This window comes from Terrirhizobium terrae, assembly GCF_030323265.1.
Lineage (GTDB): Bacteria > Pseudomonadota > Alphaproteobacteria > Rhizobiales > Rhizobiaceae > Neorhizobium.
The window spans coordinates 735,295-761,517 of sequence record NZ_CP104992.1 but is presented as its reverse complement, the minus strand read 5'-3'; the positions used below and the strand labels follow the sequence as shown (position 1 = coordinate 761,517).

The 26,223-nt window shown below is 62.5% G+C and carries 20 protein-coding genes and 1 pseudogene; 10 read left to right on the top strand and 11 right to left on the bottom strand.

The genetic code is table 11. The annotated features are described in order from the left end of the window. Positions 1-223: 223 nt before the first annotated feature. The 10 genes from N7E02_RS30195 (at position 224) to N7E02_RS11695 (ending at position 9,338) form a co-directional block, all read left to right on the top strand. Complete coding sequence (locus tag N7E02_RS30195) at positions 224-982, top strand: IclR family transcriptional regulator (protein WP_286582108.1); 759 nt, start codon at positions 224-226, stop codon at positions 980-982. Further along, on the top strand, positions 979-2,076 hold the full coding sequence (locus N7E02_RS11730) for an ABC transporter substrate-binding protein (protein ID WP_286582107.1): 1,098 nt from the start codon (positions 979-981) through the stop codon (positions 2,074-2,076). The genes N7E02_RS30195 and N7E02_RS11730 overlap by 4 nt, the downstream gene beginning before the upstream one ends. Before the next feature lie 59 nt (positions 2,077-2,135). Beyond that, entirely contained in the window at positions 2,136-3,854 is a 1,719-nt protein-coding gene (locus N7E02_RS11725) for an ABC transporter permease (RefSeq protein ID WP_286582106.1), read from the top strand. Further along, the gene (locus N7E02_RS11720; RefSeq protein ID WP_286582104.1) at positions 3,847-4,923 is read left to right on the top strand and encodes an ABC transporter ATP-binding protein; all 1,077 of its coding nucleotides are present in this window, start codon (positions 3,847-3,849) and stop codon (positions 4,921-4,923) included. The genes N7E02_RS11725 and N7E02_RS11720 overlap by 8 nt, the downstream gene beginning before the upstream one ends. Before the next feature lie 7 nt (positions 4,924-4,930). Next, complete coding sequence (locus N7E02_RS11715; protein ID WP_286582102.1) at positions 4,931-6,136, top strand: CaiB/BaiF CoA transferase family protein; 1,206 nt, start codon at positions 4,931-4,933, stop codon at positions 6,134-6,136. After that, positions 6,133-6,981: an HpcH/HpaI aldolase/citrate lyase family protein gene (locus tag N7E02_RS11710; protein WP_286582101.1), complete on the top strand. Its 849-nt coding sequence runs from the start codon at positions 6,133-6,135 to the stop codon at positions 6,979-6,981. Before N7E02_RS11715 ends, N7E02_RS11710 begins: the two co-directional genes overlap by 4 nt. Then, a complete protein-coding gene (locus N7E02_RS11705) occupies positions 6,978-8,006 on the top strand; it encodes a hydroxyacid dehydrogenase (protein WP_286582099.1) in 1,029 nt (342 codons plus the stop codon). The genes N7E02_RS11710 and N7E02_RS11705 overlap by 4 nt, the downstream gene beginning before the upstream one ends. A 7-nt stretch (positions 8,007-8,013) precedes the next feature. Continuing rightward, positions 8,014-8,421 carry an RraA family protein gene (locus tag N7E02_RS29630; RefSeq protein WP_353622876.1) on the top strand — a complete coding sequence of 136 codons (408 nt, stop codon included), beginning with the start codon at positions 8,014-8,016 and terminating at the stop codon, positions 8,419-8,421. After that, on the top strand, positions 8,397-8,690 hold the full coding sequence (locus tag N7E02_RS29625) for an RraA family protein (RefSeq protein WP_353622875.1): 294 nt from the start codon (positions 8,397-8,399) through the stop codon (positions 8,688-8,690). Before N7E02_RS29630 ends, N7E02_RS29625 begins: the two co-directional genes overlap by 25 nt. 216 nt (positions 8,691-8,906) lie before the next feature. Next, on the top strand, positions 8,907-9,338 hold the full coding sequence (locus N7E02_RS11695) for an OsmC family protein (protein WP_286582098.1): 432 nt from the start codon (positions 8,907-8,909) through the stop codon (positions 9,336-9,338). A gap of 127 nt (positions 9,339-9,465) precedes the next feature. Here the strand turns inward: N7E02_RS11695 and N7E02_RS30310 are convergent, their stop codons facing one another. From N7E02_RS30310 to N7E02_RS11640, 11 genes and pseudogenes are all read right to left on the bottom strand, one after another. Then, positions 9,466-10,083, bottom strand: a complete 618-nt coding sequence (locus N7E02_RS30310) for a calcium-binding protein (protein WP_286583780.1) — start codon at positions 10,081-10,083, stop codon at positions 9,466-9,468. Continuing rightward, a pseudogene (locus tag N7E02_RS30305) lies at positions 10,069-10,680 on the bottom strand (cadherin-like domain-containing protein); the annotation flags it as partial. The gene N7E02_RS30310 and the pseudogene N7E02_RS30305, both read right to left, overlap by 15 nt. After that, positions 10,596-13,301, bottom strand: coding sequence for a glycosyl hydrolase family 28-related protein (locus N7E02_RS11680; RefSeq protein WP_286582097.1), 2,706 nt, complete (start codon positions 13,299-13,301; stop codon positions 10,596-10,598). The pseudogene N7E02_RS30305 and the gene N7E02_RS11680, both read right to left, overlap by 85 nt. A 149-nt stretch (positions 13,302-13,450) precedes the next feature. Continuing rightward, on the bottom strand, positions 13,451-14,440 hold the full coding sequence (locus N7E02_RS11675; protein WP_286582095.1) for an alginate lyase family protein: 990 nt from the start codon (positions 14,438-14,440) through the stop codon (positions 13,451-13,453). Between the two features lie 117 nt (positions 14,441-14,557). Beyond that, positions 14,558-15,790 carry an SEL1-like repeat protein gene (locus tag N7E02_RS11670; protein ID WP_286582094.1) on the bottom strand — a complete coding sequence of 411 codons (1,233 nt, stop codon included), beginning with the start codon at positions 15,788-15,790 and terminating at the stop codon, positions 14,558-14,560. Then, positions 15,774-16,253, bottom strand: coding sequence for a tetratricopeptide repeat protein (locus N7E02_RS11665; protein ID WP_286582092.1), 480 nt, complete (start codon positions 16,251-16,253; stop codon positions 15,774-15,776). The genes N7E02_RS11670 and N7E02_RS11665 overlap by 17 nt, the downstream gene beginning before the upstream one ends. Then, entirely contained in the window at positions 16,193-17,332 is a 1,140-nt protein-coding gene (locus N7E02_RS11660) for an SEL1-like repeat protein (protein ID WP_286582091.1), read from the bottom strand. The genes N7E02_RS11665 and N7E02_RS11660 overlap by 61 nt, the downstream gene beginning before the upstream one ends. After that, on the bottom strand, positions 17,281-18,666 hold the full coding sequence (locus tag N7E02_RS11655) for a tetratricopeptide repeat protein (protein ID WP_286582089.1): 1,386 nt from the start codon (positions 18,664-18,666) through the stop codon (positions 17,281-17,283). Before N7E02_RS11655 ends, N7E02_RS11660 begins: the two co-directional genes overlap by 52 nt. Beyond that, positions 18,659-21,391: a tetratricopeptide repeat protein gene (locus N7E02_RS11650; protein ID WP_286582087.1), complete on the bottom strand. Its 2,733-nt coding sequence runs from the start codon at positions 21,389-21,391 to the stop codon at positions 18,659-18,661. The genes N7E02_RS11655 and N7E02_RS11650 overlap by 8 nt, the downstream gene beginning before the upstream one ends. After that, positions 21,388-22,494, bottom strand: a complete 1,107-nt coding sequence (locus N7E02_RS11645; RefSeq protein WP_286582085.1) for an alginate lyase family protein — start codon at positions 22,492-22,494, stop codon at positions 21,388-21,390. The genes N7E02_RS11650 and N7E02_RS11645 overlap by 4 nt, the downstream gene beginning before the upstream one ends. Then, a complete protein-coding gene (locus N7E02_RS11640; protein ID WP_286582084.1) occupies positions 22,487-26,107 on the bottom strand; it encodes a NosD domain-containing protein in 3,621 nt (1,206 codons plus the stop codon). The genes N7E02_RS11645 and N7E02_RS11640 overlap by 8 nt, the downstream gene beginning before the upstream one ends. Between the last annotated feature and the right edge of the window lie 116 nt (positions 26,108-26,223).

Here is a 26,223-nt window from a genome sequence, read left to right as displayed (position 1 = left end):
TTTTCTTGATCGATATTCCGTCGCCGCGCCATCTGGCGATCGGTGGCTGATATGCATCTATCGGCGCCACGCCGGGCGCTTTGGTAGCTCTCCTATACATCCCAGCAGCGTGAACCATCTGCGCCTCCGGCGCATGGGGGTGAGTTCGGGTGTTGACGGAGCGGTGGATTTTCAATATTCTGTATAAGTTCAATATACTGAACGATCAAAGGGAGGAGTGATCGTGAGCGGACGCGGTGTCGAGCGTGTCTTGGATATGATCGAGTGGTTTGCTGCCTCACCGGAGGGCGCAAGCCTGTCGGAGATTGCGGCTGCGCTCGCCATGCCCAAGTCGAGCGCGCTCCTGATGCTGCAGTCGCTGACCGAGCGCGGTTACATTCAAAAATTGGGAAGCGGCGGGTATCAGCTTCTGAGACTTCCCGGAGAGATTTCTCCTGACGGGCGCAACTATGGCGCCTTGATCGCGCTGGTCTCGCCATATCTTTATGATGCCGTGCAGGAAACCGGCGAGAGCGGCTTTGTCGCCGTGCTGGAAGGATCGTCGATCCGTTACCTGAACAAGGTGCTGCCCAAGCGGGAAATCCTCTACGATCGTGACATCGGGCCGACGCGTCCAGCGCACAAGGTGGCAAGCGGTGTCGTTCTGCTCGCTGCCGGCAGCGATGCAGAGGTCGAAGCCTATGCGATGGCGGTCTCCTTTCCGAAGAAGAGCATTCGAAGCTTCGAGAAGCCATCGCCAGCGCGCGCGCATCCGACTTCTATCTCAATGCCATGGGGGTCGTGGAAGGTGCTGCCGGTGCTGCGGCCCCGATCGTCGATGCAAACGGCAAGGCAATCGCAGCACTCAACATTTCCGGACCGCAGGTCCGGTTCGTCAAAAATTCCGGCCGCATCAGTGACGTGGTCCGGGAAACTGCAGTCGCGATCAGTGAGGAGCTGGCGCGTCGCAGCCGTCGTTTATCCAAAGGGAGGTAAGACATGAAATTCGCAACGCTTACGGCTTTGGCCGGGCTGTTTGCCGGCATCGCCGGTTTTGCCCAGGCACAGGAAGTACCGGCCGGTTATCCAGCCGATTATTCACAGATCATCGAAGGGTCCCGCAAGGAAGCTGGTCTGATGATCTATTCGAACATGGCCGACAATAACTGGCAGCCGATCATCAAGGGCTTCAATGCCAAGTATCCCTGGGTCAAAATCGAGACCGTCGATCTCGGCTCCGGCACCGTGCATTCCCGCTGGGAAGCCGAAAAGGGTTCGAGCGCCCGCACCGCCGACGTACTGGTTTCCGGCGCCAACGACCGCTGGGCTTCCTATGGCAAGGACGGCCTGATGGAAGACTACAAGAGCCCCGAGCTCGAAAAGCTTCCGGAATTTGCCCATCCCTATCCGGGCGTAAACGTGCTTTCGACCGACCCGTTGGTGATCACTTACAACGCAGCACTCCTGACGGAAGATCAGCGTCCGAAGGGTTTTGCTTCGTTGGTGGAGGCCGCAACGGCCGATCCGGATTCGTTCAAGGGCAAGATCACCACCTATGATGCGGCCCGCAACAGCTTCGGCCTGACTGCATGGTGGGCCTATATGGACAAGAAGGGCGAGGAGGGCTGGAATGCGCTTCGCAAAATCGGCCCGATGATCCGCGGCGAGACCTCTGGCGGCCCGATGAACGAAAAGATCGCCACAGGCGAGTACACGATGGGCATCGCCGTTTCCGGCATCACCATCTTCCCGCGCCTGGAGCAGCCCGGCGGCGAGATCCTCGGCTTTGCCTTCCCCGATGACGGCACGATCATGATGCTGCGCGGCATGGGCATCCCGAAAGGCGCGGCCAACCCGAACTCGGCCAAGCTGTTCGTCGATTATGTGCTGAGCCAGGACGGCCAGACGCAGGTCGGCAAGGGCGGTCTCGTTCCTTACCGCGAAGACGTGCCGGAAGATCAGGTTCGCTACACCTTCCAGAAGATCGGCGAAATCGTCGGCAAGGACAATGTGATCACCGCCGGCTTCGACCAGCGTCTCATCACCGAAGCGGGCCCCTTCGTCGAGAAGTGGAACGCAGCAATCGCCGGCAAGTAAGCCGAGCCGAAGGGCTGGCCAATCGTCAGCCCTTCAACCAACTCTGACAGGAAAATTCGATGACGGATATCAGCCACGCCGGCGCGGCCGGACGGGGGATAGACCGATCGCGTGCGATCTACTGGGGCGTTGCGGCGCTGACGACGATCCTCGTGTTCGGTCCGATCACCCCGATCATCTTCCAGGCCTTCCTCGACAAGCCGCTCTATGACGACACGGCTGTCCCGACGATCGGCAATTTCACCCGCCTCGTGAGCGAACCGGGCATGGCCGGCGTCTTCTTCAACACGCTTTATTTCGGCGCGTTGACCATGGTCGTCGCGCAGGTGTTCGGGGCCGTCATGGCCGTGCTCGTCGGGCGCACCAATCTGCCGGGTCGCAAGTGGCTGGGCGAGATCTTCATCTGGCCGCTCTTCGTCTCGAACCTCGTCATCGCCTTCGGCTGGTTCACCATGTACGGCCCGTCGGGCTTCATGACGCTCGCGGCAAAAACCTATCTCGGTGGTGCGCCGTGGAACCTCTACAGCGTCACCGGCATGGGCATCGTCGCGGGCTTGAGCCAGGCGCCGCTGACCTATCTCATGTGTCTTGCGGCCGTCACCAAGGCCGATCCGTTGCTCGAAGATGCGGCGCGGTCAACCGGTGCCGGTCCGTTCCGTGCTCTGTTCTCCGTCACGATCCCGATGATCCGCCCCGCGATCATCTACTCGGCCGTGCTGAACTTCGTCGTCGGCATCGAGATGCTGGCCATTCCGCTTCTATTCGGTGGGCCGTCCGGCATCCAGACGGTCACGACCTTCCTCTATAATGCCGGCATCAACGCAGCCGTGCGGCCGGAATACGGCATCGTCGGCGCCGCCGCGGTCATCCTTCTGATCGTCGTCGCGTTCCTCGTCTGGCTGCAGGGCTTCCTGATGAAGGGCGCTGGCCGCTTCGTCACCGTGCGCGGCAAGGCGAGCCGTCCTTCGACGCTCGATCTCGGCGCCTGGCGCTGGCCGGCATTTCTGTTCGTCTTCGCCTTTGCCTTCCTGACGATCATCTCGATCTTCGGCGGCATCTTCATGCGCTCGGCGGTGAGCTTCCTCACCCCGCTCATCCCCTTCTGGAAGGTGTTGACGACAGCGAATTTCGAGCATGTGCTCGGTTCGGCCACCTATGTGCGCTCGATCGTCAACTCCGTTCTCGTGGCGACGATCGGTGCGGCCATCGGCACGTTCTTCATTCTCGTAATCGCGCTCGTTGCCCGCCGTTCCGACTTCAAGCACAGCCGAGCGCTCGAGTATATCGCGCTCTTTCCGCGCTCGCTGCCGGGCATCATTGCCGGCCTTGGCTTCTTCTATGCCGTCATCTGGCTGCCTGGGGCGGATGTCATCCGCGGCACGATCCTCGTTCTGATCCTCGCCTTCATGATCCGCTACATCCCGGTCGGTTTCGGTGCCATCGCGCCGGCGCTCGCCCAGGTCGGCGAAGAGCTTGATCGCGGTGCCCGCATCTCCGGTGCCGACTGGTGGACGACGGTGACGCGCATCATCGTGCCGATCCTCAAGCCCGCACTGTTCAGCTGCTACGCGCTGCTCTTCATCCACTTCTTCAAGGAGTATGTGACGGCGGCCTTCCTCTATCAGCCCGGGTCCGAAATCATCGGCACCACCATGCTGCAGCTTGTCGCCCAGGGCGACAACGGCCCGGTCTCCGCCCTCGCAACCATCCAAGTCGTCATTACCGCCGCGTTCGTCATCATCGCACGCCGCGTCATGGGAGCCAAAATCTATGGCTGATCTCGTTCTCGAAAACCTCACCATCAAATACGGCGCCGTCACGGCTGTCGACAATCTCAACATCCATGTCGCGTCGGGCGAGTTCCTGACGCTGCTCGGACCGTCCGGCTGCGGCAAGTCGACCTCGCTCTTTGCGGTCGCTGGCCTCAACCATGCGACGTCGGGCACGATCCGCGTCGGTGACCGGGTGCTGTTCGACGGCAATCCGAACAACACGGTGCCGCCGGAAAAGCGCAATATCGGCCTCGTCTTCCAGTCCTATGCGCTCTGGCCGCACAAGACAGTCGCGGAAAACCTCGCCTTCCCGCTGACGCTCCGCAAGATCGGCAGGGCGGAACGTGACGAACGCATCAAGGAGGCGCTCGGCCTCGTCGAGATGCTGCCCTATGCGGACCGCTATCCGTTCGAATTATCCGGCGGCCAGCAGCAGCGCGTCGCGCTTGCTCGCGCGCTCGTCTACCGCCCGCCGCTTCTGCTGCTCGACGAACCGCTCTCCAACCTCGATGCGAAACTGCGTGAGCGTGCCCGCGTCTGGCTGCGCGAGCTGCAGGAACGGTTGAACGTCACGACCATTTACGTCACCCACGACCAGGCCGAAGCGCTTGCCGTCTCCGACCGGATCGCGGTGATGAGTATGGGCCGGATGCGCCAGCTCGGCACACCGCGCGAGATCTACGAGCGTCCGGCCGACAGCTTCGTCGCCGATTTCATCGGCTCGTCCAACTTCTTCGACGGTACGATGGTCGAGAGCGGCACGGACAAGGCGCGCATCCGTCTCGCCGATGGCAGCGAGATCGTCACGCCACCCGGCCCGGCCGGCAAGGATGGCTCGGTCGTCGTCGCCATTCGCCCGGAAAAGATCGAACTCTCCAGCGCGACTGGCCCCAATACGATGCGGGTGTCGATCGATCAGCGCACCTATCTTGGCTCGGTCTGGCAATATGCCGTCCGCTCCGGCCCGATCGAGTTCCGCATTCAGACGCCTTCCGAGCTGAAGGAGGACACGATCCTCGTGCGCATCCCTCAGGAACATTGCGCCGTCTTCCCAGACAAGCCCGGCGCGAATTGAGGTCCCCATGGCAGAGACAAAGAAAACCGTTCGCTTTCAGCCCGAGCAGAAGGGGCCGCTGCACGGCATTCGTGTCGTAGACCTTAGCCGTGTCGTCGCCGGCAACATGTTGTCGCTGCAGCTTGGCGATTTCGGTGCCGATGTCGTCAAGGTGGAGCCGCCGCAGGGTGATGCGTTGCGTGAATGGCGTGACAACGGCCATTCCCTGCATTGGAAGACCTATGGCCGCAACAAGCGCTCGATCGCGCTCAACCTGCGCCAGCCGAAGGCGCTGGAAGCCCTGAAGAAGTTGCTCGAAAAGGCGGATGTCTTCATCGAGAATTTTCGTCCGGGTACGCTTGAGGAAATGGGCCTGTCGCCGGAAAGCCTGCTGGCGCTCAATCCGAACCTCATCATCGTGCGGATTTCCGGCTTCGGCCAGACCGGACCCTATGCCAAGTATCCAGGCTTCGGCACGCTGGTCGAGGCGATGAGCGGTTTTGCATCTCGCACCGGCTTTCCCGATCGCGAGCCGGTGCTGCCACCGCTGGCTTTGGCCGACATGATCTCGGGTCTCACCGGCGCCAATGCGGTGATGATGGCGCTGTTCGCCCGCGAACGCGGCGATGCCAAGGGCCAGGTAATCGACCTCTCGCTGCTGGAGCCGATCTTCGCCTCGCTCGGACCGGAAGCGTCGATCTACCACGTCACCGGCAAGGTCAAGCAGCGCTCCGGTTCCGGCTCCAACACGGTTTCGCCGCGCAATGTCTATCTGTGCAGCGACGGCAAATACGTCGCGCTGTCCGGCTCGACCCAGGTGATCGCGATGCGGATCTTCGACATCGTCGGCCGCCCGGATATGAAGGACGATCCGCGTTTCTCCACCAACATGGAGCGCGTCAGGCACCGCGAACTGGTCGATGCCGCGCTCGGAGCATGGTTCGTCACCCGCACCCGCGACGACGCTCTGGCAGTGATGCGGGCGGCCGGTGCGACCGTCGGTCCGGTCTATGACATCGCTGACATAAGCACCGACCGGCATTTTGCCGAACGGGAGATCGTCGTGGATGTCGAGGACGTCGATCTCGGCAGCATTCCGCAGCACAACATCTTCCCGCGCTTTTCCGCCACTCCCGGCGTCTTTCGCCATCCGGCACCCGATGTCGGCGAGCAGACTGAGGCCATCCTTGCGGAAATCGGCATGACGCCGGCTGACCTGGAGGAGAAGGCATGATTTGGTCGCTTCTCTACGTGCCGGGCAATGCTCCCCGCTTCCTGGAAAAGGCAGGCCAGCGCGGCGCCGATGCCATCATCATCGATCTCGAAGACGCCGTGCCGGAAAATGCCAAGACCGAGGCTCGCGATGGCCTGGCGAAATGGGTGCCGGAGATTAAGCAGAGCGGCTGCAAGGTCTTCGTGCGCGTCAACCATACCGATCGCCTGATCGATGACGCGGTCGCGGCGACAATTGCAGGCGCCGACGGGCTCTATGTCCCGAAGGTGAGCAGTCCGGATGTCCTTGCGCGTCTGGTCGAAAGTCTCGAACCGCACGAGAAGGATCGCTCGCCGATCGCCTTCGTGCCGCTGATCGAGGACATGACGGGCCTGTTCGAAGTTCGCGCCATTGCAAAGGGGCCGCGGGTTCTGGCCTTGGCAGCCGGCGGCGAGGATCTTGCGACCGCCATGGACGCCAGGCCGACGCCGGAAGTACTGCGCTATCCGAAGCTGATGATCCATTATGCGGCCAAGGAAGCCGGCGTGCTGTCGATGGGGCTGCTGCGTACCGTCGCGGACTTTGCCGACAAGGATGCACTCCGCGCTGCGGCCCTGGAAGCGCGCGAATTCGGCTTCGACGGAGCGAGCTGCATTCACCCTTCTGTCGTGCCGATCCTCAACGAATGTTTCGCTCCGAGCCAGGAAGAGATCGAATGGGCTCAGAAGGTCATCGCGGCCAATAGCCAAGAGGCCGCCGCAGGTCGCGGGGCCTTCATGCTGGACGGCAAGTTCGTCGACGCGCCGATCGTGACGCGGGCACAAAATTTACTTCGCAGATCTGAGAAAGGACGGGCCACCTCATGACCCCACTTGTGACCCATGACATCATCCAGGGGGCCGAGCACGGCAAGCGCGGCCGACGCATCCTCGTCAGTCACAACAAGATCGCGGAAAAAGCGATCCGGCTGTTGAACGCCCACGATATCGACGTGTTCTTCTCGCCGCCTTACGATCCCTCCGACGTTGTCGCCAAGCGCGCTGCCGACCTCAAGATCGACGGCCTGATGGTGCGCCAGGGTCGCATCAATGAAGAAGTGATTTCCGCCTCGCCCAACCTCAAGGTCATCGCCAAGCACGGCGTCGGTGTCGACAATGTCGATATCGCTGCCGCCGCCAAACTCGGCATTCCGGTGCTGCGGGCGATGGGCTCCAACTCACGCGCCGTCGCCGAACATACGATCGCGCTGGCGCTCTGCCTGATCAAGGAAGTGCTGCCGCTCGACAAGGCCGTGAAGGGCGGCGAGTGGCCGAAGCCGACCTTTACCGGCAAGGATTTTCTTGGCGCCACGATCGGTCTCATCGGTTATGGCGGGATTGGTCGCGAGACGGCCCGCATGGCGGAAGCACTCGGTATGGAGGTCGTCGTCTACGATCCCTTCGCGCCGGGTGCTGCTGAAGCCGAAGGTTTTGCCTCGGCGAATGATATCGATGCCATGCTGCCGTCGCTAGACATCCTCAGCATCCATTGCCCGCTGACGGCTGCCACGCGTGATCTGATCGATGCACGCCGTCTCGGCCTGATGAAGAAGTCCGCGGTTCTGGTGAATACCGCCCGTGGCGGGATCATCAACGAGACGGACCTGGCGCAGGCGCTTACAGCCAGCACAGTCGCAGGGGCGGCACTCGACAGCTTCGCCACCGAGCCACCGGCCGCTGACAGCCCGCTCTGGGCTCTGAACACGCTGATCGCGACGCCGCATATCGGCGGCGTCACCTATGGCTCCGCCGACGCGATGGCGGTCATTGCCGCCCAGCACATCATCAGCGTTCTCGATGGCAATGCGCCGGACGAACGCTCTATCGCCCGTCCAACCGAACTTTCCGCCTGAGGTTTCCATGACTTACGGATTTCGCGTCAAACTGAACTGGGATCGTATCGAGCCGACGCTCGTGGATGCCTTCCGCAGCCTTCCGGTCGCCAATGTCAGCGACTCCATGTCGCGCATCTGCGCGCTCGGCACGGGCATGCGGCCGATGCATCGCTCCGGCAATCTGGCCGGTCCGGCGCTGACTGTCCGCACCCGCCCCGGCGACAACCTGATGCTGCACAAGGCGATCGACATGGCCAAGCCCGGCGACGTGATCATCGTCGATGCCGCCGCCGACATGGCCAATTCGCTGATGGGCGAGCTGATGCTGGCCCATGCGATCCACCGCGGCGTTGCCGGTTTCGTGCTGAATGGCGCGATCCGCGATGCCGAGGCGTTTTGGAGCGCAACGTGCCGACTTTTGCCGTGGGCGTGACCCATCGCGGTCCCTATCGCACCGGACCAGGTGAAATCGGTCTTCCGATCGCAATCAACGGCACCGTCATCGAGCCGGGCGACCTCATCCTCGGCGATCTCGACGGTGTCGTGAGCGTCCCGAAGGCAGATGCGGCCGATATTCTCAAGGCGACGATCAAGAAGCATGAGGCTGAGACGAAGCAGATGGCCGAGACCGAGGCCGGCACGGTGAACCGCAACTGGGTTGACAAGGTGCTGAAAGAAGCTGGTTGCGAATTCGTCGACTGATGTAACTGGCTGGGAGGGCAAGCGGGTCGCGGCAATGTCGATCGACCCGTTTTCTCCTTCGATCGAGCCCCTCGACTATCCGGTGCCGGATCCTATCTATCGGGATCTCGGCAACGGACGCCGCGTAAGCCTCGCGCCTCACGCATTTGGTCCAAGATTGCCATCGATTTTCATGCCTTACGTTTTCGAGTGAAATCCAAACAAGAGGAGACATCGATGCAGATAAACCGAACGGGATCGGCACACTGGGAAGGTGGGCTGAAGGATGGCAAGGGCAAGATCTCGAGCCAGAGCGGCGCGCTCAAGGAATATCCCTATGGCTTCGCCAGCCGCTTCGAAGGCGTGCCGGGCACCAATCCGGAAGAGCTGATCGGCGCCGCCCATGCGGGCTGCTTTACCATGGCGCTTTCGCTTATCCTCAACGAGGCCGGATTCACGGCGACCGCGATGGACACGACCGCCAAGGTGACGCTGGAATCCGTGCCTGACGGATTTGCCATTTCCGGGATTGCACTGACACTCAAGGGAAGCGTGCCCGGTCTTGATGCGGCTCAGTTCACCGAACTCGCCAATAAGGCTAAGGCCGGTTGCCCGGTGTCCAAGGCCCTTGCCGCGGTTCCGATCACGCTGTCGGTCGAACTGGCCTGAGCAAGGCCTCGAGCTCAGGCAGGGCCAGAGCGGGATGCAACCTGAGCTCAAATTCGCATCCAGCCGACAAAGGCCTTCGTGGCCTCAGTCGGCTGGACCTCCCCATGTAAGCGATCAAAGGTCTGACTTACGCAATCGGTTCGTCGCGAACGACGAAATCGAGATAGTCAATCTGTAGTCCCTTGCCGATCGTCGCGAAGACGACTGCAGCCGCACCACCGGCACCGTCGGCATCGTAGAGAAGCTGCCCCGCATTGCTGTCGTAGATGATGTGGTCGGAGGCATCGAGAGCCTGGGTGCCCTTGACGAAATTTGCCTGGGCGAGCGTTCCGGCGGACAGGGCGGAGAACACCGACCGGCTCAGCAGGATCGTGTCATCGACCACCTTGAAATCCTTGATCTGGTCGATGTTGTTTGCGCCGAGGGCTGTCGTGAAAGCGAAGGTGTCGAGACCGTTGCCGCCGGTCAGCACATCGTTGCCGAGACCACCATCGAGAAAATCATCGCCATTGTTGCCTGAAATCGTGTTGGCGGCCGAGTTGCCGATCAGCGTGTTGGCCGAGCTGTTGCCCTTCAGCGTCACGGCAGAGGTGCCGGTTGCCTGGACGATCTCGACAAAGACGGTGTCCTCAAGCGTGAAGGAGGCGGTGGTGATGACCGTGTCGGTGCCTTCGCCCGCCGCTTCGACGACCTTGTCCTTGGAACTGTCGACATAGTAGGTGTCATTGCCGGCATAGCCGTACATCGTATCGGTACCCTTGCCGCCGTCGATGATGTCGTTGCCGGCGCTGCCATAAAGCGTGTTGGCGCTGTTGTTGCCGGTAACGACAAGGCCTGAGGCCGGGGGCGATACGGCGATGGTGAAGGTCTGCGGCGCGCTCTCGGCGCCATGCGCATCCTTGACCAGATATTGGAAGGTGAAGTCGCCGCTGGCATTGCTGGCGGGCGTGAAGCTGAAACTTCCATCCGTCGATAGGCTGAGGCCCGACAGCGCGCCGATCTGGATATAGCTCAGAGCATCTCCTTCGACATCCATGCCGGTCGGCAGATGACCGCTGATGACGGTGTTGGCATTGCCTGACGCGGCATTGCCGGTTGCTGCGGCCACCGGAGCATCATTGACGGCAGCAAGTGCGATCGTGAATGTCTGTTCCGCGCTGGTGAGGCCCTGCGGGTCGACGGCCACATATTGGAAGGTGAAATTGCCGTTTGCATTGGCTGCGGGCGTGAAGCTGAACGTGCCGTCGGCGCTGAAGCTCAGCCCGGCCACGGCGTTGACGAGGCGGTAGGTGAGGGGGCCGCCCTCCACATCCGTACCGGCCGGCACGGCGCCGGTGGCGACGACATCCTCTGTGCCGGGAAGGCTGTTGCCGGTGGCGGATGCGACTGGTGCGTCATTGACGGCGGCGAGCGCGATGGTGAAGGTCTGCGGTGCGCTCTGAGCGCCGCGGGCATCCTTGACGATATACTGGAAGGTGAAGTCCCCATTCTGGTTTGCTGGAGGGCAAAGCTGAATGTGCCGTCCGTGTTGAAGGTGAGGCCCGTGACCGGCGCGACCAGCGCATAGGTCAGCGCATCGCCATCGGCATCCGAACCGGTCGGCACTGCGCCGGTCAGGACGACGTCTTCCTGTCCGTTGGTGCTGTTGCCGGTCGACGAGGCGACGGGCGCTGTATTGGACGGTGGCGGTGCGCCGTCAAAGGAATAGTCGCTGAGATCGAAAGTGGTCTGGCCGACTGGCACCTTGATGCGGAAGGTCTCGACATAGGCGCCGTCCTGGACCTGCCATGTATCGCCGCCGACATTGACCAACACGGCATTGGCGCTGAAACCCGTGAATTGAATGCGGTCGCCGAGGGCCGTGCCGTTGCCGCTGAAATCCTCTATGACATCGCCCTGGAACTCGCCCTTGCGCAGCACGAACGTGTCGTTGCCGGCATCGCCATAAAGCTGGTCGGCGCCGAGACCGCCCTCGATGACATCGTCCCCGTCTCCACCGTGGATCTTGTTGGCGCCGTCATTGCCGACGATGGTGTTGTTCAGCGCGTTGCCGGTGGCGTCGCGCTGGCCGCTGCCGGTGAGGATCAGGTTCTCGATATTGTCACCGAGCGTGTAGCTCAGCGAACTTCTCACCGTGTCGATACCTTCACCGGCGAGTTCGATCACCACGTCGCCGGTGTGATCGACGATATAGGTGTCGTTGCCCAATCCGCCCCGCATGGTGTCGGCACCGGCCTGGCCGTCGAGGATGTTGTCACCCGAATTGCCGACCAGTTCGTTGGCCAGCACGTTGCCGGTCGCGTTGAGATTTGCCGTGCCCTGCAGGACCAGCTTTTCCACCTCGGCGGCCAGCACATAGCTCACCGTGCTGTAGACCGTGTCGTAACCGCCAAGGCCGCCATGGTCCTTTTCGATGATCACGTCGAGAGCATTGTCGACATAATAGGTATCGTTGCCGTCGCCGCCCTGCATCTTGTCGGCGCCCGCACCGCCGTCGAGAATATCGTCGCCACCGAGGCCTTCGAGTTCGTTATTGCCGGCATTGCCGAGAATATAGTTCGAAAGATCGTTGCCGGTGCCGCGGACTGCGCTTCCGGTGAGCGCCAGGTTCTCAACATTGGCGCTGAGCGTGTAGTTCAGGCTGGCGATCACCGTGTCAGTGCCGGCATTGGCCTGTTCGAGAACGGTGTCGCCACTGTGATTGACGATATAGGTGTCATTGCCGCCAAGGCCTGCGAAATTATCCGCGCTGGTCGTGCCGTAGAGATAATCATCGCCTTCCGTGACGCTGTAGGGCGGCACGTAGACGGCGCCGGACGCGGTGCCGGTAACCGTATTGCCATAGACGACCGTTCCGGAAGGGTTGGCGGCCGTCGAGTTGGTCAGCTCTTCGCGAATGCCGTAACGGCTGCCGCCGTCGGAATGGATATCGTTGTCGTAGATCCGGGTGTCTTCCGAATAATAAGTGCGCGGCGGATTGACGACGTCGTCGAGGCGAAGACGGATATTGATTTCGTCATAGGTCCCGGCGCTTTCGCGCGAGTTGTTGTAGATCTCGTTGCCGTGGATATCGCTGTCGGTAGCACCTTCCACCCTGATGCCCTGGCGCATGTTGTCATGCACCTTGACGCCGCTCACCTCGACATCGTCGGATAGCTTGATGAGGATGCCCTCGCGGCTGTTGCCGTAGTATTCGCCACCGATGATGCGAACATCGGTGACCCAGGGAATGGTATTCTCGCCTTCCGGAAAAATGTCGCTGCGCTGCACGACAACACCCGCGCCGCCGGTTGCCCCGTGGCCATTGTCGTAAGCGGTGTTGTTTTCCAGCAGGATGTTGCTGCTGCTGTTCTGGATGTTGAAGCCATGGCGGTCGTTGCCATAGGCGACATTGTCCCGATAGATGCCGCCCACGACATAATCGGCGACGAAGCCGTCCTTGCCGTTATCGTGCGAGACACAGTCCTCAATGACGAGGTTATAGGTAATCTCGTGCGGATTAACGCCATAGGCGTTGCAATTCATTACCTCGACGCCACTGATGGTGATGTTCTCGTGCACTCTGCCTTCGTCATTGGCTTTCACGCCCGTTATGATGCCAGCCTGGTGCTCTGTATTGTTGGCGCGGTTGCCATCCAGCGTCAGGTTGGAGATCGTTACATTGCTGGCGCTCTCGTCCACAGGTGTACGAATGATGCCGTTGATGCGGGCATTGAAGTCGTCGACGAGCTTGATGACGGTCTCGCCGGCTCCATCTCCGGTTAGCGTGACGTTGGAGCGAACCTCGATGCAGCCTGCGGAGGGGTTGTTCGTGTCGCCGCTGACGAGGAAGGTCCCGGTTGGAATATATACGGTCCCGCCGCCTGCTTCGTAGGCGGCGTCGATGGCTGCTTGAATGGCGGCGCTGTCGTCGGTCAGGTCGTTTGCGGTTGCGCCATAGTCCAACACATTGAAGATCGCCATTCTTGCCTCTATCGCTGTTATCCGGGGGATAGCTGGAGTTTCGGCAATACTAGGCTGAGCAACCGTCAGTGGATATAAATCAGGATCAATGACGAGTCTTTATTGTAGGAATATTTCATAAGGGCGCGATATTGGAAGATGACTTTCCGTCAGTAGTTGATGCCGCGACCTGAGGACATACCTGCCGGCGTAGTCGCGGCAAGCCTTGCCGCTGCCATCAGGTTCTTCCTGGCCGGGTCGTCCTGTCTCAGGCCGGTGCGTATCTCGAACCCGGCAATCCCGCCGCCGACGCGCTGGTCCAGCCAGGCGAGGCGTTCCTGGCAGGCGGCGGCAGGTGAATCGGGCGATGACTTTAGAAGATCGCTGAGAGAGCGTAAGGCGACATAGGCATAGAGATGATAGTCGTATGCCTTCGATCCCCTCTGTAATTCGAGTGGCAGGAAACCCTGTTCATCGATCTGACAAAGCCCGATCTCGAGGCTGTTTCTCGCCCAGGCTGTCATCCTGGTATCGCCGATCAGATCACCAATCCTGCCGACGGAAAGGCCGGCCCAATAGCGATGATTGTTGCGCCGGGAGATTTGGCCTGCCTTCCAGTCATAGAAGCGCATGGTTTTAGATGCGATGGATGACAGCCATTCCCGCACTGTCTCGTCGGATGTGGCGTCCGTGCCGCGTGCACGTGTGGAGACAAGCACTTCGGAGATCGCGGCAACAAACCTGTCGCGCGTCAGGTTGGCATCGGTCGATGCCATGTCCGTCAGCGATCCCGCCTCCGCCCAGCGCTTCACGTTCAGGGCCACGCACCTGTCGGCGAAATCCCGATCGGCGGAATTGGCCTGCGCCATTGTCTGCAGGCGTCGGACAGCCTCGTCGATCGGGCGCATGACTGCTTTTCGAGCGGCATCGGCATTGCCGTCGATCACGGATTTGGAGGCGATCGCCTGGTCGTATTTCGAAGCGGTCTCGATACGCCGGACCGGTGGCGCGATCCTCTCGCAGCGACCGGACACGATGCCTGTATTTACCGACACAATCGCTCGCGGTGTCTCGGCCATCGCGGAACGGCCAGGCATTATGGTCACCGCGACGGCGATCACGGCACAGACGACAATGGACTTCGGCAAACCGGACAACACGAAACCTCTTGCGGTGTTTCGTGCTTCCTATCGGAGCTGCGCTAATACGGACTTAATCGCTCCTCGAAAAGTCTATTGAAGTCTATTTTCTGGCTAACGAACTATAAATTCCATCCTCTATTGAATTTTCACTCCGGTCATTTCCTGTGCCTGCTTAACGGGCATTGTGCCGAGCTGTGCCACTGCTATGCCGGCCAACGAATTGCCGGCGCGTGCTGACAGCACCAAATAGGCCTGGGCCAGGGCGCGCTGGCCATCGTCAACATTGCTCAGAAGCATCAGGCCAAGTCGATACTGCGCATCCGCATTGCCATCCCGTGCCGCCTGTCGGAGGTAGTCCAGACCGCGTGTGCGAAGATCTTCGCCATCCGGCGAACGGAACAGATAGTAATTTGCAAGAACAACCCGCGCCTCCGTCGAGCCGTTGGCTGCCTTGTCCTCAAGGAAGGCGAGAGTGGAGGTGGCAGCAGCAGCGTAGCCGAGCAGGCGGCCGAGCGCTTCATAGGCGCCATCGGTATTCCGTTGCGCGGCAATGAGATAGAGGCGCATGGCCTCAGGCTTGTCCTCTGGCCGTTCGCCGGCATCAAGCCGTGTTGCGAGCACCATGCTGGCGGTGCCATTGCCCTTGACGACGAGAGGCTGCAGCCATACCCGCAACTCCTCATCTGCCTTGCCATCTATGGCAATGAGCCTCTCGGCGATCTCGTTTGCCTGCGAGGCGCCGCCGGCGTCGAGTGAGACTGCCCGTCGCAGCCACATCATCGACGGTTCCGGTTCCTGAACGCGGGTGTCGAGCAATGTGCTGCTGATCTGCAGCATCCGGCGTGCGCGCTGATCGGCCGGAAGCTTTGAGAGCATCTGCATCGCCGTGGCATTGTTACGCCGAACGCCCCATCCCAGCGCATAGGTGAGAGCGCCGTTCTTCGACGCGGACGCGTTGCCGCGGGCACTGCCTTTCGAATACCAGCCGGGTGCTTCCTTCGGCCTTGCCGGGCCGCCGATGCCGTGCTGAAGCATCATGCCGTAGGCCGTGGCGGCGGAACTCGATCCTCGCGCGGCCTCGGTCCGCAGCCGCTCGCGCATAGCGGCGGCGGAGTTGAACTGGCGAGGGCCGAGCTTGGTAATGGCCTTGGCGGCGCTGCGAAGCGCTTCACGGTCCCCTTGCAATGCGGCCGGCGAGACCTTCTTGAGTACGATCGAAGGGTTCTGCTCTACGGCAGCGGCATTCTCGACCGGCATTGTCCCTGCCAAGGCAACGCCGAGGACTATCGATGCCGGTAAGACTGACGCCTGCCGAAGGAGCTTGCGCCATGGGCCGCGCGGATAGGGATCTTTAACGAACAAAGCCATTTTTCTTCGCCTTCTCATGCCAGGAATGTGCCAGTTGACGATCGGGCGTGATGCCGAACCCGAGATCCAGCGCCACGGCAAATTGGAACATTGCCTCAGGATCGCCCTTCTCGGCTGCAAGCCGCGTCCATTGCGTACTTTCGCTCGCGGAGATCTGGCCGTTGATGCCTGCCGCGTAGAGGCGGGCCAGGGTCTTCATTGCCTGGATGTCGCCCTGTCCTGCCGCCCGCTCGAGGAAAGCCATGCCTTCGGCGTAGCGTTCAGGACCGAGGGTTGCCAGCAGAGCGCCATAGGCCTGCATCACGGATGCGTCGCCGCTTTCAGCGACCTGCCGCAAGGCGCCGAGAGCCAGGTCGGAGCTTTTCTGGCCCGGCTGCCCGGAGGCGTAACGAACCAGTTCCTTCACCGCCGAAGACTGACCGCCAAGGGCAGCCTGTCGGTACCAGTCGATCGACTGTTCCATATGGTCGCCGAGACGGCCGCTCGCATAGAGGTTTGCGAGCGACAGAGCTGACTTGATGTAACCGCCCTTGGCGTTGCGCTCCAAAGAGCGGCAGCCTTTGCTGGATCGTTCGCGGCGCCCGCGCCTTGGGTCGCGTAGGCTTCCGCCAGAAGATGGATATCGCGCGGGCGACGCTCGGCTATCCGCTCGGCGGTTGCCATCACCTCTGTCGCGGCCGCACCGTCACCACGAAGTCTGTAGAGCCTTGCCTCCTGGACGAGCGCCGGGACATCGCAGACCTGTCTTTGTTTGAGTGCGGCAAGAATGCCGTCGAGATAGCCGGGGTCACCGGTCGGCAGTTCTGAAAGAGCTTCTGCATCTCCCGACCGGGCAGCCAGGGTGAGCCAGTCTCGGGCTTTGTCAGCATCGCCCGGCGTCGTTGTTGCCAGCCGTGAGAGCATGACCATGGCTTTCGGCTCGCCGGCATTGGCGGCAGCGACAAGCCGCATCTTCATGGCTTCCACATCCGGCTCGCCGGGGCCGCTTGCCTGTCGGCGGACGATCTCGACATCGACATCCGGTCGGTGGCTTTCGGCAAGCTCCTGAAGCAACCGGTCACCTTCCGCCGCCATGTCGCCAAAGCGGCCGGCGCGATAGGCCTGTGCGAGCGCGAGCCGTCCGTCGACAACGCCTGGCCCTGGGGCTGCAGCGCGCTTCGTCAACGTATTGTCGTCGATGTCAGACGCTATCTTGCCCTCGGATGCCAGGGCCGCCAGCTCCACCATGGACGGCCTGTCGCCGAGATCCGATGCCCGCTTCAGGAAATCCGTGGCCGAGACCCAGTCGCTTCGGTCAATGGCCAGCCGTGCCAGGCGACGCAATGCCGTCGCGCTGCCCTTGTCAGCGGCTTCGCGCATCAGCGCCTCGCCATCGGCGGCGCCGTTGCAGAGTGCAATCTCCGCCAGTTCAGCCGGCGCGGATTGCGATCCATTGGCGGCGGCGTTCGTCAGCCGGCTGGATGCTTCCGCGAGGCCGAGCCCGTTATCGATCATGTAGCGTGCATAGATGGCCTCGCCCTCTGCCCCGCCGCGTTCGAGCACGAGGTGGTAGAGGCCGTCGGCCTTCTCTCATCTACCTCGACGCCCTGGCCGGTGAGATAGGCATTGGCCAGCATCTCGATCGCCGCAATCGGCGCGTCGTCCTGGCTGGTGGCCTCGCCGAGAACCGCCTGCATGGCGGCAAAATCGGCGCGGCCGGTATAGTCGCCGCGGTGAAGACGGGCGGCGAGCACATAGGCATCCGTCTCGCCACTGGCCATTGCCTTGTCGAGCAGGCCGGATGCCGTTTCAAGCTCCTTGCCTTCGGCTAGCCGTGATCTTGCGGCTGGGAGAAGAGCCCGGACAAGGCCAGCGGCCGCTGCCCGGTCCCAGAGTTCTGAAGCCCTAGCCATGTCCCTCGGCCGGCCTTCGCCGTTTTCGTAGACGCGCGCAAGCCTTGCAATGCCGCGCGCGTCTCCGGACGCGGCAGCAAATTCGAACCATGCGGAAGCTGCCGTCTTGCCGCCCTCGGGGTCTATGTCGAGGAGATATTCGCCGACATCGACGGCAATGCCGCAGTCGCCGGCCGCCAACGCGGTCTGGATGTTGATGGCCGCGAGCGTCGCGAAATGCGTGGCGCCGCCGGCAAATGTACGGTCGGGATCCGGCCGGCTGTAAATGGCTGCCAGCTGCAATGCCGCGGCAGGGTCCCCGAGCCCGGCGGCGACGCTCAGATAGCGTGTCGCCTCCGTCATCGTCGCGCCCGGCAGGCGGCCCTCGCGGATGAGCTTGCCCATGGCCAGAGCTGCACCCGTTCGCTGTGATGCCGTTGCTTCCGCCAGGAGCCGTTTTGCGCGCTCGGCATCGGGCTCGCCCGCCTTCGGATCGAGAAGCAGGGTCGCGAGCCGCACCTTGGCATCCGGTGCCACGCCGCTTGCGCCGGCAGCCAGATGTTCCAGCATCTTGCGGGCGAGCTTGCGGTCGCGGGTCACGGAGGCGTCGCCTTCCGCAAGCCGGACAGCGTCGGAAAGCATCCTCTCAGCCATCACCTCGGTAGCGCCACCTTGCCAGGATCGCCAGTCGGTGGCTAGGGGAAGCGGGGGCTCCGCTGCGTTGCAGCTTGCGGCGACACTCACCTTGGGTGCTTCGCGCAGCATGGCGGCTGCCGTTATCTCCGGCTCCGGAAGCTGGGTCGCCGGTTGAGCCTGAGACTGAGCATAGCAGGCGCCGGCCTGCAGCAGCACCGCTGCGCTGACACTCAGTCCGAGCCTCCTGAGCAGCGATCCCTGCCTCGAACGCGATTTTCCTTGCATGCCAGCCTCCTCCGAAAGGATGGGGTGAACGGCGCGGTCGCGATGCCCGCCGGTGAGCTCGTTATTGGTGAGATCGCTATTCATGGGAGACCTCCGAAATGTCGGGCGCCGCGCCCTCGGCCATCTGCTGCCGCAGCGTCTCCAGTGTCCTCGCCGCCAGCAGATTGCCCGATGCGGCGGATTTGGCAAACCAGATGCTCGCCTGTTGTGTGTCCGGCTCCACGCGCTCGCCGCGCAGATAGGCCAGACCGAGCTGGTAGCTCGCGTTCGGATGGCTGCGCTCGGCAGCGCGTTTCAGCCAGTAGAGCGATTGCTTTTCCTCGCTCGCATCCTTCGGGCGTAACGCATAGATGCGCGAGAGTTCATACATGGCGGCTGTGTTGCCGGCCTCGGAGGCCCGGACGAGCCAGGCCAGCCCTTCCTCACGCGACTGGCTGACGCCGTAGCCGTTGAGCAGCAGGTGGCCGAAGGATGCCATGGCTTCCTTGTCGCCGGCTCTTGCGGCCGTGTAGAGGCGGCTTGCGGCGGCATCCGGCTCGAGCGATGGGCTGAAGCCGCTGAGATAGATTTCGCCGACTTCCCTTTCGGCGGCAACCGATCCCCGTGCTGCCTGGACGCGAAGCAGATCCACTGCCGCCCTGGGGTTTCTGTCGACCGCCGAAAACGCGAGCCAGTCCGCTGCGAGCATGGTGGCCTTGGGATTGCGATACTCGCCTTCGGCCCGGATGCTGGTGATGAGATCGGATGCCTGGCGGGCATCGCGCTTGGTGCCGAGACCGACCAGATAGGCTTTCGACAGCAGAAGACGGGCGTCGGGATCCTGCGGATTGTCCTTCAGCACATCCCGCAGGACGCTGACCGCATATTCCTGTTTGTCCTTGTAGGTAACCGAGGAAAGATAGGTCGCCGCAAGAGCGACACGGGCCGGAGCCGCGCCGGTATCCGCCGCCTTCGAAAGAAATTGCAGGCTGCGTTTGGTGTCGGCATCGGATGTGGCCGTCAGCGACAGCAGCCGTCCGTAGGATATCAGCGCTTCCGTATCGAGTTCGCCCTCGTTCAGGGAGGCAAGCATATCCTTGCCGGCAGCCACTTGGGCATCCAGACCGCTTGCGATGAGCAGGGAAGCAAGCTCGATCACATCACGCGGTTCCTGCACTGCCTGCCGTGCCTGCGCCAGCGTGGCAGCGTCAAGATCGTTGTCCTGCAGCCGGTAACCGACCATGGCCAGCGCAGCACGAGGATCTCCGTCGTCGAGCCTTTCGAGATAGAAGCGTTCGCCGGCCGTTCGTTCGCTTTGGTCGTCGCCCTTGAGTTGCAGAGCCGCCAGATCCCATGAGGCGCGTTCGACGGCCTGTGCCTTGGCACCGGCCAGCCAGCGCTTGGCGAAGGTGACGCTCGGGGCGAGCTGGTCGCCTTGCAGGTAGAGCTGGCCGAGCTTCCACATGGCCTGGCCGACCTTGGCATCGGCGGCATTCATGAGAAGCTCCGTCGCCTCGGCCTTGGAAACCAATTCTTCAGAGAGCCTGCCATCGAAGGCGAGATTGGCGATCGAGAAATTCGAGAAACCGGCCGTACCCAGGCGGTTGTTGCGCAGGCTGCCGACCAGTGCTTGGGCGACGTCTTCCGGTAAAGCTTCACCGTTGGCCTGCAGCCAGGCATTATAGGCAAGACCGGCAGCCGGGCTACCCGCCAGGGCCTGTTCTCTCAGGAGCGGTAAAAGGGAAGGACCGATGAGCTTGGAGTTCGCCGTCTTCCAGTGGCGATTAGCAAGGCTGGCCAGGGCATCTGGATCGCGTGCGATCGGCACGAGGGCCGCCTCGATCAGCCGCGCCTTTTCCGCAGGCGAGGCGTTGGAGGCGAGTGCCAGCCCAAGATCGATGCTGGAAATTTCGACGGCCGCACCGCGCATGCCGACTTCCGCCGCCCGTCGTAGCCAGAGGCGTCCTTCCTCGACGCTGACGCCTGTCGCCGGCCCGGCATTGCGGCCGAGCGCCATGGCCGCGGTGGTGCTACCCGCCTCGGCCGCCGTCCTGAAGAGCGTTGCGGCACGGATCGGATCGGCTGCGACATCGGTGCCACGCAGAAGGTGTTCCGCATAGCGCTCGATCGCGGCCACATGGCCCTGATCACAGGCGAGAGACAGCCATTTCATGGCAAGTGCCGGAGACCGCTCGACGAGCATGCCCTGGCGGTAGATCTGGTAAAGCGCGAAGGATGCCGGCGCCGACCCTGCTTCGGCACGCTGCTGCAATGTCTCGACCGAGGTTCGGGCGATCGTCCCGCCGGACGCCTCACCGCTGGCTGCGAGATCCAGTACGGCGGACATGCTGCCCATCATCGCCGCCGCCTCCAGCCGGGGTACGACCTCGTTTGGCGGGAGTTTCTGGTTCTGGGCCGCATCGAGTGCCAGAACATAGGCAGCATCGCCATTGCCCTGCAGCATCAGTTTGCGCAGAAGCGGCATCAGGGCGGTCAGGCCGTCGCTGTCGTTCTTGCGCAGCAACAGGCGTGAGAGGGCGACGGCGGTGGCGGCGGAATCGTCTCCGGCGGCCATGGCGCGGCGGTAGGCGGCGATTGCGCCGTCACGATCCGCGCGCCGAAGCGGGTTGTCGATGCTGACGACCAGCCCTTCGCGCAGAAGTTCGGCAAGCTCACGCTGGTCTTCCACCGCCCCGCTGGCGCCGAGCCGCGCGACGAGCGCCTGCTCGTCGGCAAAGTCGAGCGAGGGCGCCGGTGTCTGCGCTGCAAGCGGCGATACGGAAATCATCCAAACGATGCTGCCGATAAGGCCGTGACGGATAGCTTTCATGGCTGCCCCCAGAAACAAGTTGCGTTGCCGCCTGCAAATTCGTCGATGAGCGGGCGTTGCTTGGCGATCGTGCGTGAAAACATGCCGTTCAGCCGCTGGTATGCGATGCCGTCGCTGGCAACGATCGCGGCCTCGGCCCAAGCCATGTAGTGGCGACCGTGACCACGGGTCTCGAGGAAGCCGAGATCCGGTTTCAGGTAGTTCTTCTCGGGGCCGGGAATGTGGTTTTCCGCCGAATAGACCGCGACCAGGACCGGTGCGTTCAGGCCGTTCATCAGCGCGCCGATCAGCGTCGCAAGATCATGGCCTTTCGGGCTCGCCCGGCCGTAGAGATCGATGCCGGCACCCTTGGCCGTTTCAGCCAGAACGACCATGCTGGACAAGGTCTGCCGCTGATACCAGAGCGCCCGCGCGCCGCGGCGTGCCTCTAGCTCGAGCGTTCCGTCCGGTCGGGTCTCCGAAAGGATGATGTCGTATCGGGAGAGGCCCTTCGTCATCATCGCCTCATCGTCGGTGATCGCTCCCCAGACGGCAAGCACGCTGTCGGCGAGCACGCGGTGATTGTTGCGATCGACGTCGCCGTCGAACTCCCGGTCGATGCGCCTGACGAGCGGATCTATCCAGTTCTTCAACCTCGTGGCGCGGCTCTCGTCGAGCGAGGGGAGCAGAATCTCGTAGGCGACCGCGATAGGCAGCAACTGCCGCTTCAGGGCGTAATAGGCGTCGTTGACCTGTTCGGTCTGGGCAAAGGCATTAGCGTCGGCCCAGCGCAGCATCAGCTCGGTCAATGCGGTTCTGGCCGCCGCGTCCCCTGCCAAGGTCCGGCCGGACAGGACCATGACGGCCCAGGAGAAATCCTCCGCCCGGTTGTCGGAACCGTAGCCTTCGGTCGTCGACAGGCCGAGTACGGGGGCGAGCCTTGTCCATTTTCGATCGGCCGCGATCTTCAGGCAGGCGTTGCGGATCGAGGCATAGCGCGGCGTCTTCAACGCTTCAGCGCGCGCCTGGACATCCAGCAGACCCTTCCATTCGTCGGCCTGGGCGGGAGCGGCGGAGAAAGCCGCAATCCCGGCCAGGGTCATGAGTGTTGCCCACTTAGCCATTGTTCGCCACTCCACCCGTGACAGCGCCGTTTGCAGGCGGCGACATGCCGGTGCACATGACATTCGGGCGTTCCAAGCGCATCAGGTCGCCGAAGCGGCACTCGTCCACCTTCGGCTGCGGCTGGCAGGCCATGCCGACCAGCATCGCCGAACTCTCGCCGATCTGCAGCAGATAGGGGGCAAGCGGGCGCAGGTCTCCGCCGTAGATATAGCTGCGCTGGTCGCGGAAGCTGTTGCCTTCGAGGATGGTCTCCAACGCGCCGGCCACGTTGATCGCATTGCCGTTGCCTGTGAAGCTATTGCCGCTGATGACCGTGCTTGAGATCGGCTGATACGGATCGAGGTCGAAGTTCCTGCTGCGGCCTTCGGGCGACTGGCGCAGGTCGCTGACATAGACGTCGGCACCATTGATGCGGTTGCCGTGGATCTGGTTGTCGTAGACTCCCACGTCGGTGCTGTTGCGCACCTTGATCCCCGCGCGCTTGTTGCCGCTGAATTCGTTGGCGACGGCGATGTTGCAGCCGCTTTCGTAGAAGGTCAGACCGTCACCGCTATTGGCCATGCCGGTATTGGCATAGACGACGTTACGTCTGCTGGTACGGTCCAGCATCAGGCCCGAGCCCTTGTTCCAGACCGAGACGTTGCCGACGATGAAGCTGTCATCGACCTCGCGGGAAACGATGATCCCGTGCTTCTTCTGTGAGCCATAGGCGGTGTTGAGGGCGATCAGCAGGTTGTGCGACCGATCGTGCGGGTCGATGCCGTAGACGATGTTGTCGCGATATTCGTTGCCGATCAGCTGAACGTCGGTCGCCTCGTAGCTGTAATAGCCGTAGCGCAGGTTCTCGAACGTGTTGTCGATCAGGTTGCCCTTGGGCCGGTTTTCTTCCAGCGTATAGAGCGACTGGACCGCCGCGCCGCTGGATTGGGTCACGCCGAAAGCCTTGCTGGAATCGTAGCCGAGCATGGCGAGCCGGCTACCCGCGATCTGCAGGTCACTGCCGCCCCAGCCGGTTATGAACGGGCGGAAATTCGCCTTGGTGGCCTCAGTCGCCTTGGCCGGTGCGTTGGTCTGTTCGTCGTAGCCGACGAGATCGGCGTCCTGCACCACGAGCTTTCCTGCAACGGCCAGGAAAGCGCCGGACTGGGCGCCCAGCTGATACTGGGAAAATTCCTTGCCGGACAGAAGAAGTGTGGCCCCCGGCAGCACGATGATCGGCACGCGGACCAGCAGCACGTCTCCCTTGTCGACCAGGAGGTTGCGGCTCGTCGTTTCCGGCAGGTCGCGCATCAGTTCCCCGAGGGTGACGACGCCACCTTCGACGGCGATGTAATGCGGCCAGGTCAATTGCTGGGAGATCTGAACCTGATGGATGGCGGCGGTGCCGCCGCTGGTCAGCTTGAACGCTTCCAGGCTGAACGGGCTGAAGCCGAGAATGGCGAGATGTGCGACACCTCGGCTGGGAGAGGGCGCCTTCGCGCGCATCGCAGCGGTATCAAGCGAGAAGATGTCCGGCATGCGGATGCCGTCGGTCGAGCGGGTGGAGGGCGCGGGCGCTTGCACGATATGCTGCCCGACGAGGAAATTCGCTTTCTGCAGCACGTCGGGCTTGTATTCGACGGCCAGCGGATCGATCGCGGGATTGGTCAGCCAATTCTTCTTGTCGAGAAGGCGGGCGCGGGCTTCGGCCATCTGCCGCAGGGCTGGAACGCGGATGGTATGGGGCAGGTCATGGACGGCGGAGATCAGGGTATCCACCTTGCCATCCTGCTTGAACTGGGCAAGAGCAATCGCTGCAAGCATCTCCGGCCGGCTCTCTTCCGAAAGCCCCGCCAAGCGGGATTTCGCATCGTCGAGCGCACCCTTCTGGACGAGGAATTCCGCTATCCGTCGGGCTGTTACATCGCGCAGCTTGCTGTCCGATATGCCTTCGAGGATCGTGTCCGCCCGGGGCATATCCCCGATCTGCGCATAAGCGACGGCGATATCCGCCAGATCCCTGGGAGCATCCTGGTCCTTGAAGAGATCCTGGGCCTGTTTCAAAGCCGCACTTGCGGCGGCGTGGTCGGTCTCGTCGAGAGCAAGCGCCAATGTGATCAGGATGCGGCTTCGAGCGCCGGTCGTCGTCACCTCGGAGAGAGATTTGCGCAGCTCGTCGATACGGCCGGCCTTGGCGTCGAACCTTGCAAGGTCTTCCAGGACTTCGTCACGCCCTTCGCCGGCTGGCATGCTCTGCAGGATCGGCTGGACGGCCTCCGGTCCCTTGGTTTTGAGAAGAGCCTTGGACAGAGCCGAGCGGGCAAACGAAAGATCCTCCTCGTCCGTCACCTGAGGCAGGAGTGCTTCGGCCTGCTCCAGTTTGCCATCCTCGGCATAGCTTTTGCTCAGACGAGAGTAGGCGAAGGAACGCTCCTTCTTGTCAATGATCCTTTCGGCCAGCGCTTCGGCCTTGTCATGTAGCCCGAGCTTGCCGAATGCGGCCACCAGTTCTGCCGCGGAATCGGCATCGTCGGTCGGAGAAACCGTCAACGCCGTCAAGATGTCGAGTGCCGCCTGCCGATAGCCCTCGCGATCGAGCGCGGTTGCGATAGCAATCTGCGCATCGTTGCGGGCATTGTCCGTCAGCATCAAAGGCACGAATTCCATCGCCCTGATCGGCCTGTCGCGCTCAAGGCGCAGGCCCACGAGCTTGCGCAATGCGCGGTTCTGATCGCGGTCCCGGGACATCGACTTCGCAACCTGAACGCCCAGTTTTTCGTCGCCATTTTCCAGAGCCGTCTTGAAGAGGGTGTCGAGCAGGTCAGCGCGGCGGTCGTCGTCGCGCTCCATGGCCTGGGCCGCCTGCAGCGCCTGCGCGTAGCGATCGCCGGAAAGCGCCTCTTTCGCGATGTCCGCCAGGTCATCGCGCGAAAGCTTGCGGTCGCGGGAGAGCGCTGCCAGGGCCTTGAGGCGCAGGATTTCCGAACGCGCATTGGCCGTTGTCATCGCGTTGGTTGCAATCTCGATGATACCGGGCCGGGCTTCGCTAGCCGGGAAGACCAAGACGGCGGCGCGTAATGCACCGTCGCGCGTCTGGCGGCGTTCGATGTGGCGGGCCTCCTCGACGGCGCGCGTGGCAAGCCTTTCCGCTTCTGCCTCCTGCCCGGCATTCATGTGGGCGCGTGCGAGCTGCGTCCACGCGGCCGAGCGATAGGCGGCGTCCTTGATACCCTCAATCATCGCCTTCGCATCGAGATCGCGCTTGAGGCCATCGGCACCAGGACCGATCCCGGCGCCAAGTGCTTCTATCAGGCTCAGCCGCAGGACATCGACAGTGATCGCTTGTTTCTCAAGGTCTGCCAGCGCCTGTCTCGCGCTCTCGTTGCCGATCGGGTCGGCGGCGAGCCGGTCGAGCACGCCGATGGCTTCCACGGCGTCCTTGAGGAGGCCCGTCCGGCTGTCGGCGGCTTTCAACGCGTCGAGCTTGATCACCGCGTCACGGACGATCTGGTCGGCCATGACGATCTCGTCGTTCATCGCAGCCAGAGCGGCTTGCGGCCCCATTGCAGCAAGGATGAAAAACCCTGCGCCGGCCGCCGCCTGGCGAACCGATGAAAAAAGCGATGCAGGCATTGTCAGCTGACCTTTCTCTGATCGGTTTCGGTGCCTTCGCCCGAAAGATTTTCTGCAAAAAGGCTGGTCAGAAGCAGATCGGCCGGCATGGAACCCGGATTAACGAGAACCATGGT

What these genes read in the sequence shown, in the direction of transcription:
- N7E02_RS11655 (WP_286582089.1), bottom strand. Translation starts at nt 18,666, where the DNA reads ATGAATAGCGATCTCACCAATAACGAGCTCACCGGCGGGCATCGCGAC.
- N7E02_RS11705 (WP_286582099.1), top strand. Translation starts at nt 6,978, where the DNA reads ATGACCCCACTTGTGACCCATGACATCATCCAGGGGGCCGAGCACGGC.
- N7E02_RS11720 (WP_286582104.1), top strand. Translation starts at nt 3,847, where the DNA reads ATGGCTGATCTCGTTCTCGAAAACCTCACCATCAAATACGGCGCCGTC.
- N7E02_RS11710 (WP_286582101.1), top strand. Translation starts at nt 6,133, where the DNA reads ATGATTTGGTCGCTTCTCTACGTGCCGGGCAATGCTCCCCGCTTCCTG.
- N7E02_RS11680 (WP_286582097.1), bottom strand. Translation starts at nt 13,301, where the DNA reads ATGGCGATCTTCAATGTGTTGGACTATGGCGCAACCGCAAACGACCTG.
- N7E02_RS11715 (WP_286582102.1), top strand. Translation starts at nt 4,931, where the DNA reads ATGGCAGAGACAAAGAAAACCGTTCGCTTTCAGCCCGAGCAGAAGGGG.
- N7E02_RS11645 (WP_286582085.1), bottom strand. Translation starts at nt 22,494, where the DNA reads ATGGCTAAGTGGGCAACACTCATGACCCTGGCCGGGATTGCGGCTTTC.
- N7E02_RS11665 (WP_286582092.1), bottom strand. Translation starts at nt 16,253, where the DNA reads ATGGAACAGTCGATCGACTGGTACCGACAGGCTGCCCTTGGCGGTCAG.
- N7E02_RS11670 (WP_286582094.1), bottom strand. Translation starts at nt 15,790, where the DNA reads ATGGCTTTGTTCGTTAAAGATCCCTATCCGCGCGGCCCATGGCGCAAG.
- N7E02_RS11650 (WP_286582087.1), bottom strand. Translation starts at nt 21,391, where the DNA reads ATGAAAGCTATCCGTCACGGCCTTATCGGCAGCATCGTTTGGATGATT.
- N7E02_RS11725 (WP_286582106.1), top strand. Translation starts at nt 2,136, where the DNA reads ATGACGGATATCAGCCACGCCGGCGCGGCCGGACGGGGGATAGACCGA.
- N7E02_RS11730 (WP_286582107.1), top strand. Translation starts at nt 979, where the DNA reads ATGAAATTCGCAACGCTTACGGCTTTGGCCGGGCTGTTTGCCGGCATC.
- N7E02_RS11695 (WP_286582098.1), top strand. Translation starts at nt 8,907, where the DNA reads ATGCAGATAAACCGAACGGGATCGGCACACTGGGAAGGTGGGCTGAAG.
- N7E02_RS11640 (WP_286582084.1), bottom strand. Translation starts at nt 26,107, where the DNA reads ATGCCTGCATCGCTTTTTTCATCGGTTCGCCAGGCGGCGGCCGGCGCA.
- N7E02_RS30310 (WP_286583780.1), bottom strand. Translation starts at nt 10,083, where the DNA reads ATGTACGGCTATGCCGGCAATGACACCTACTATGTCGACAGTTCCAAG.
- N7E02_RS29630 (WP_353622876.1), top strand. Translation starts at nt 8,014, where the DNA reads ATGACTTACGGATTTCGCGTCAAACTGAACTGGGATCGTATCGAGCCG.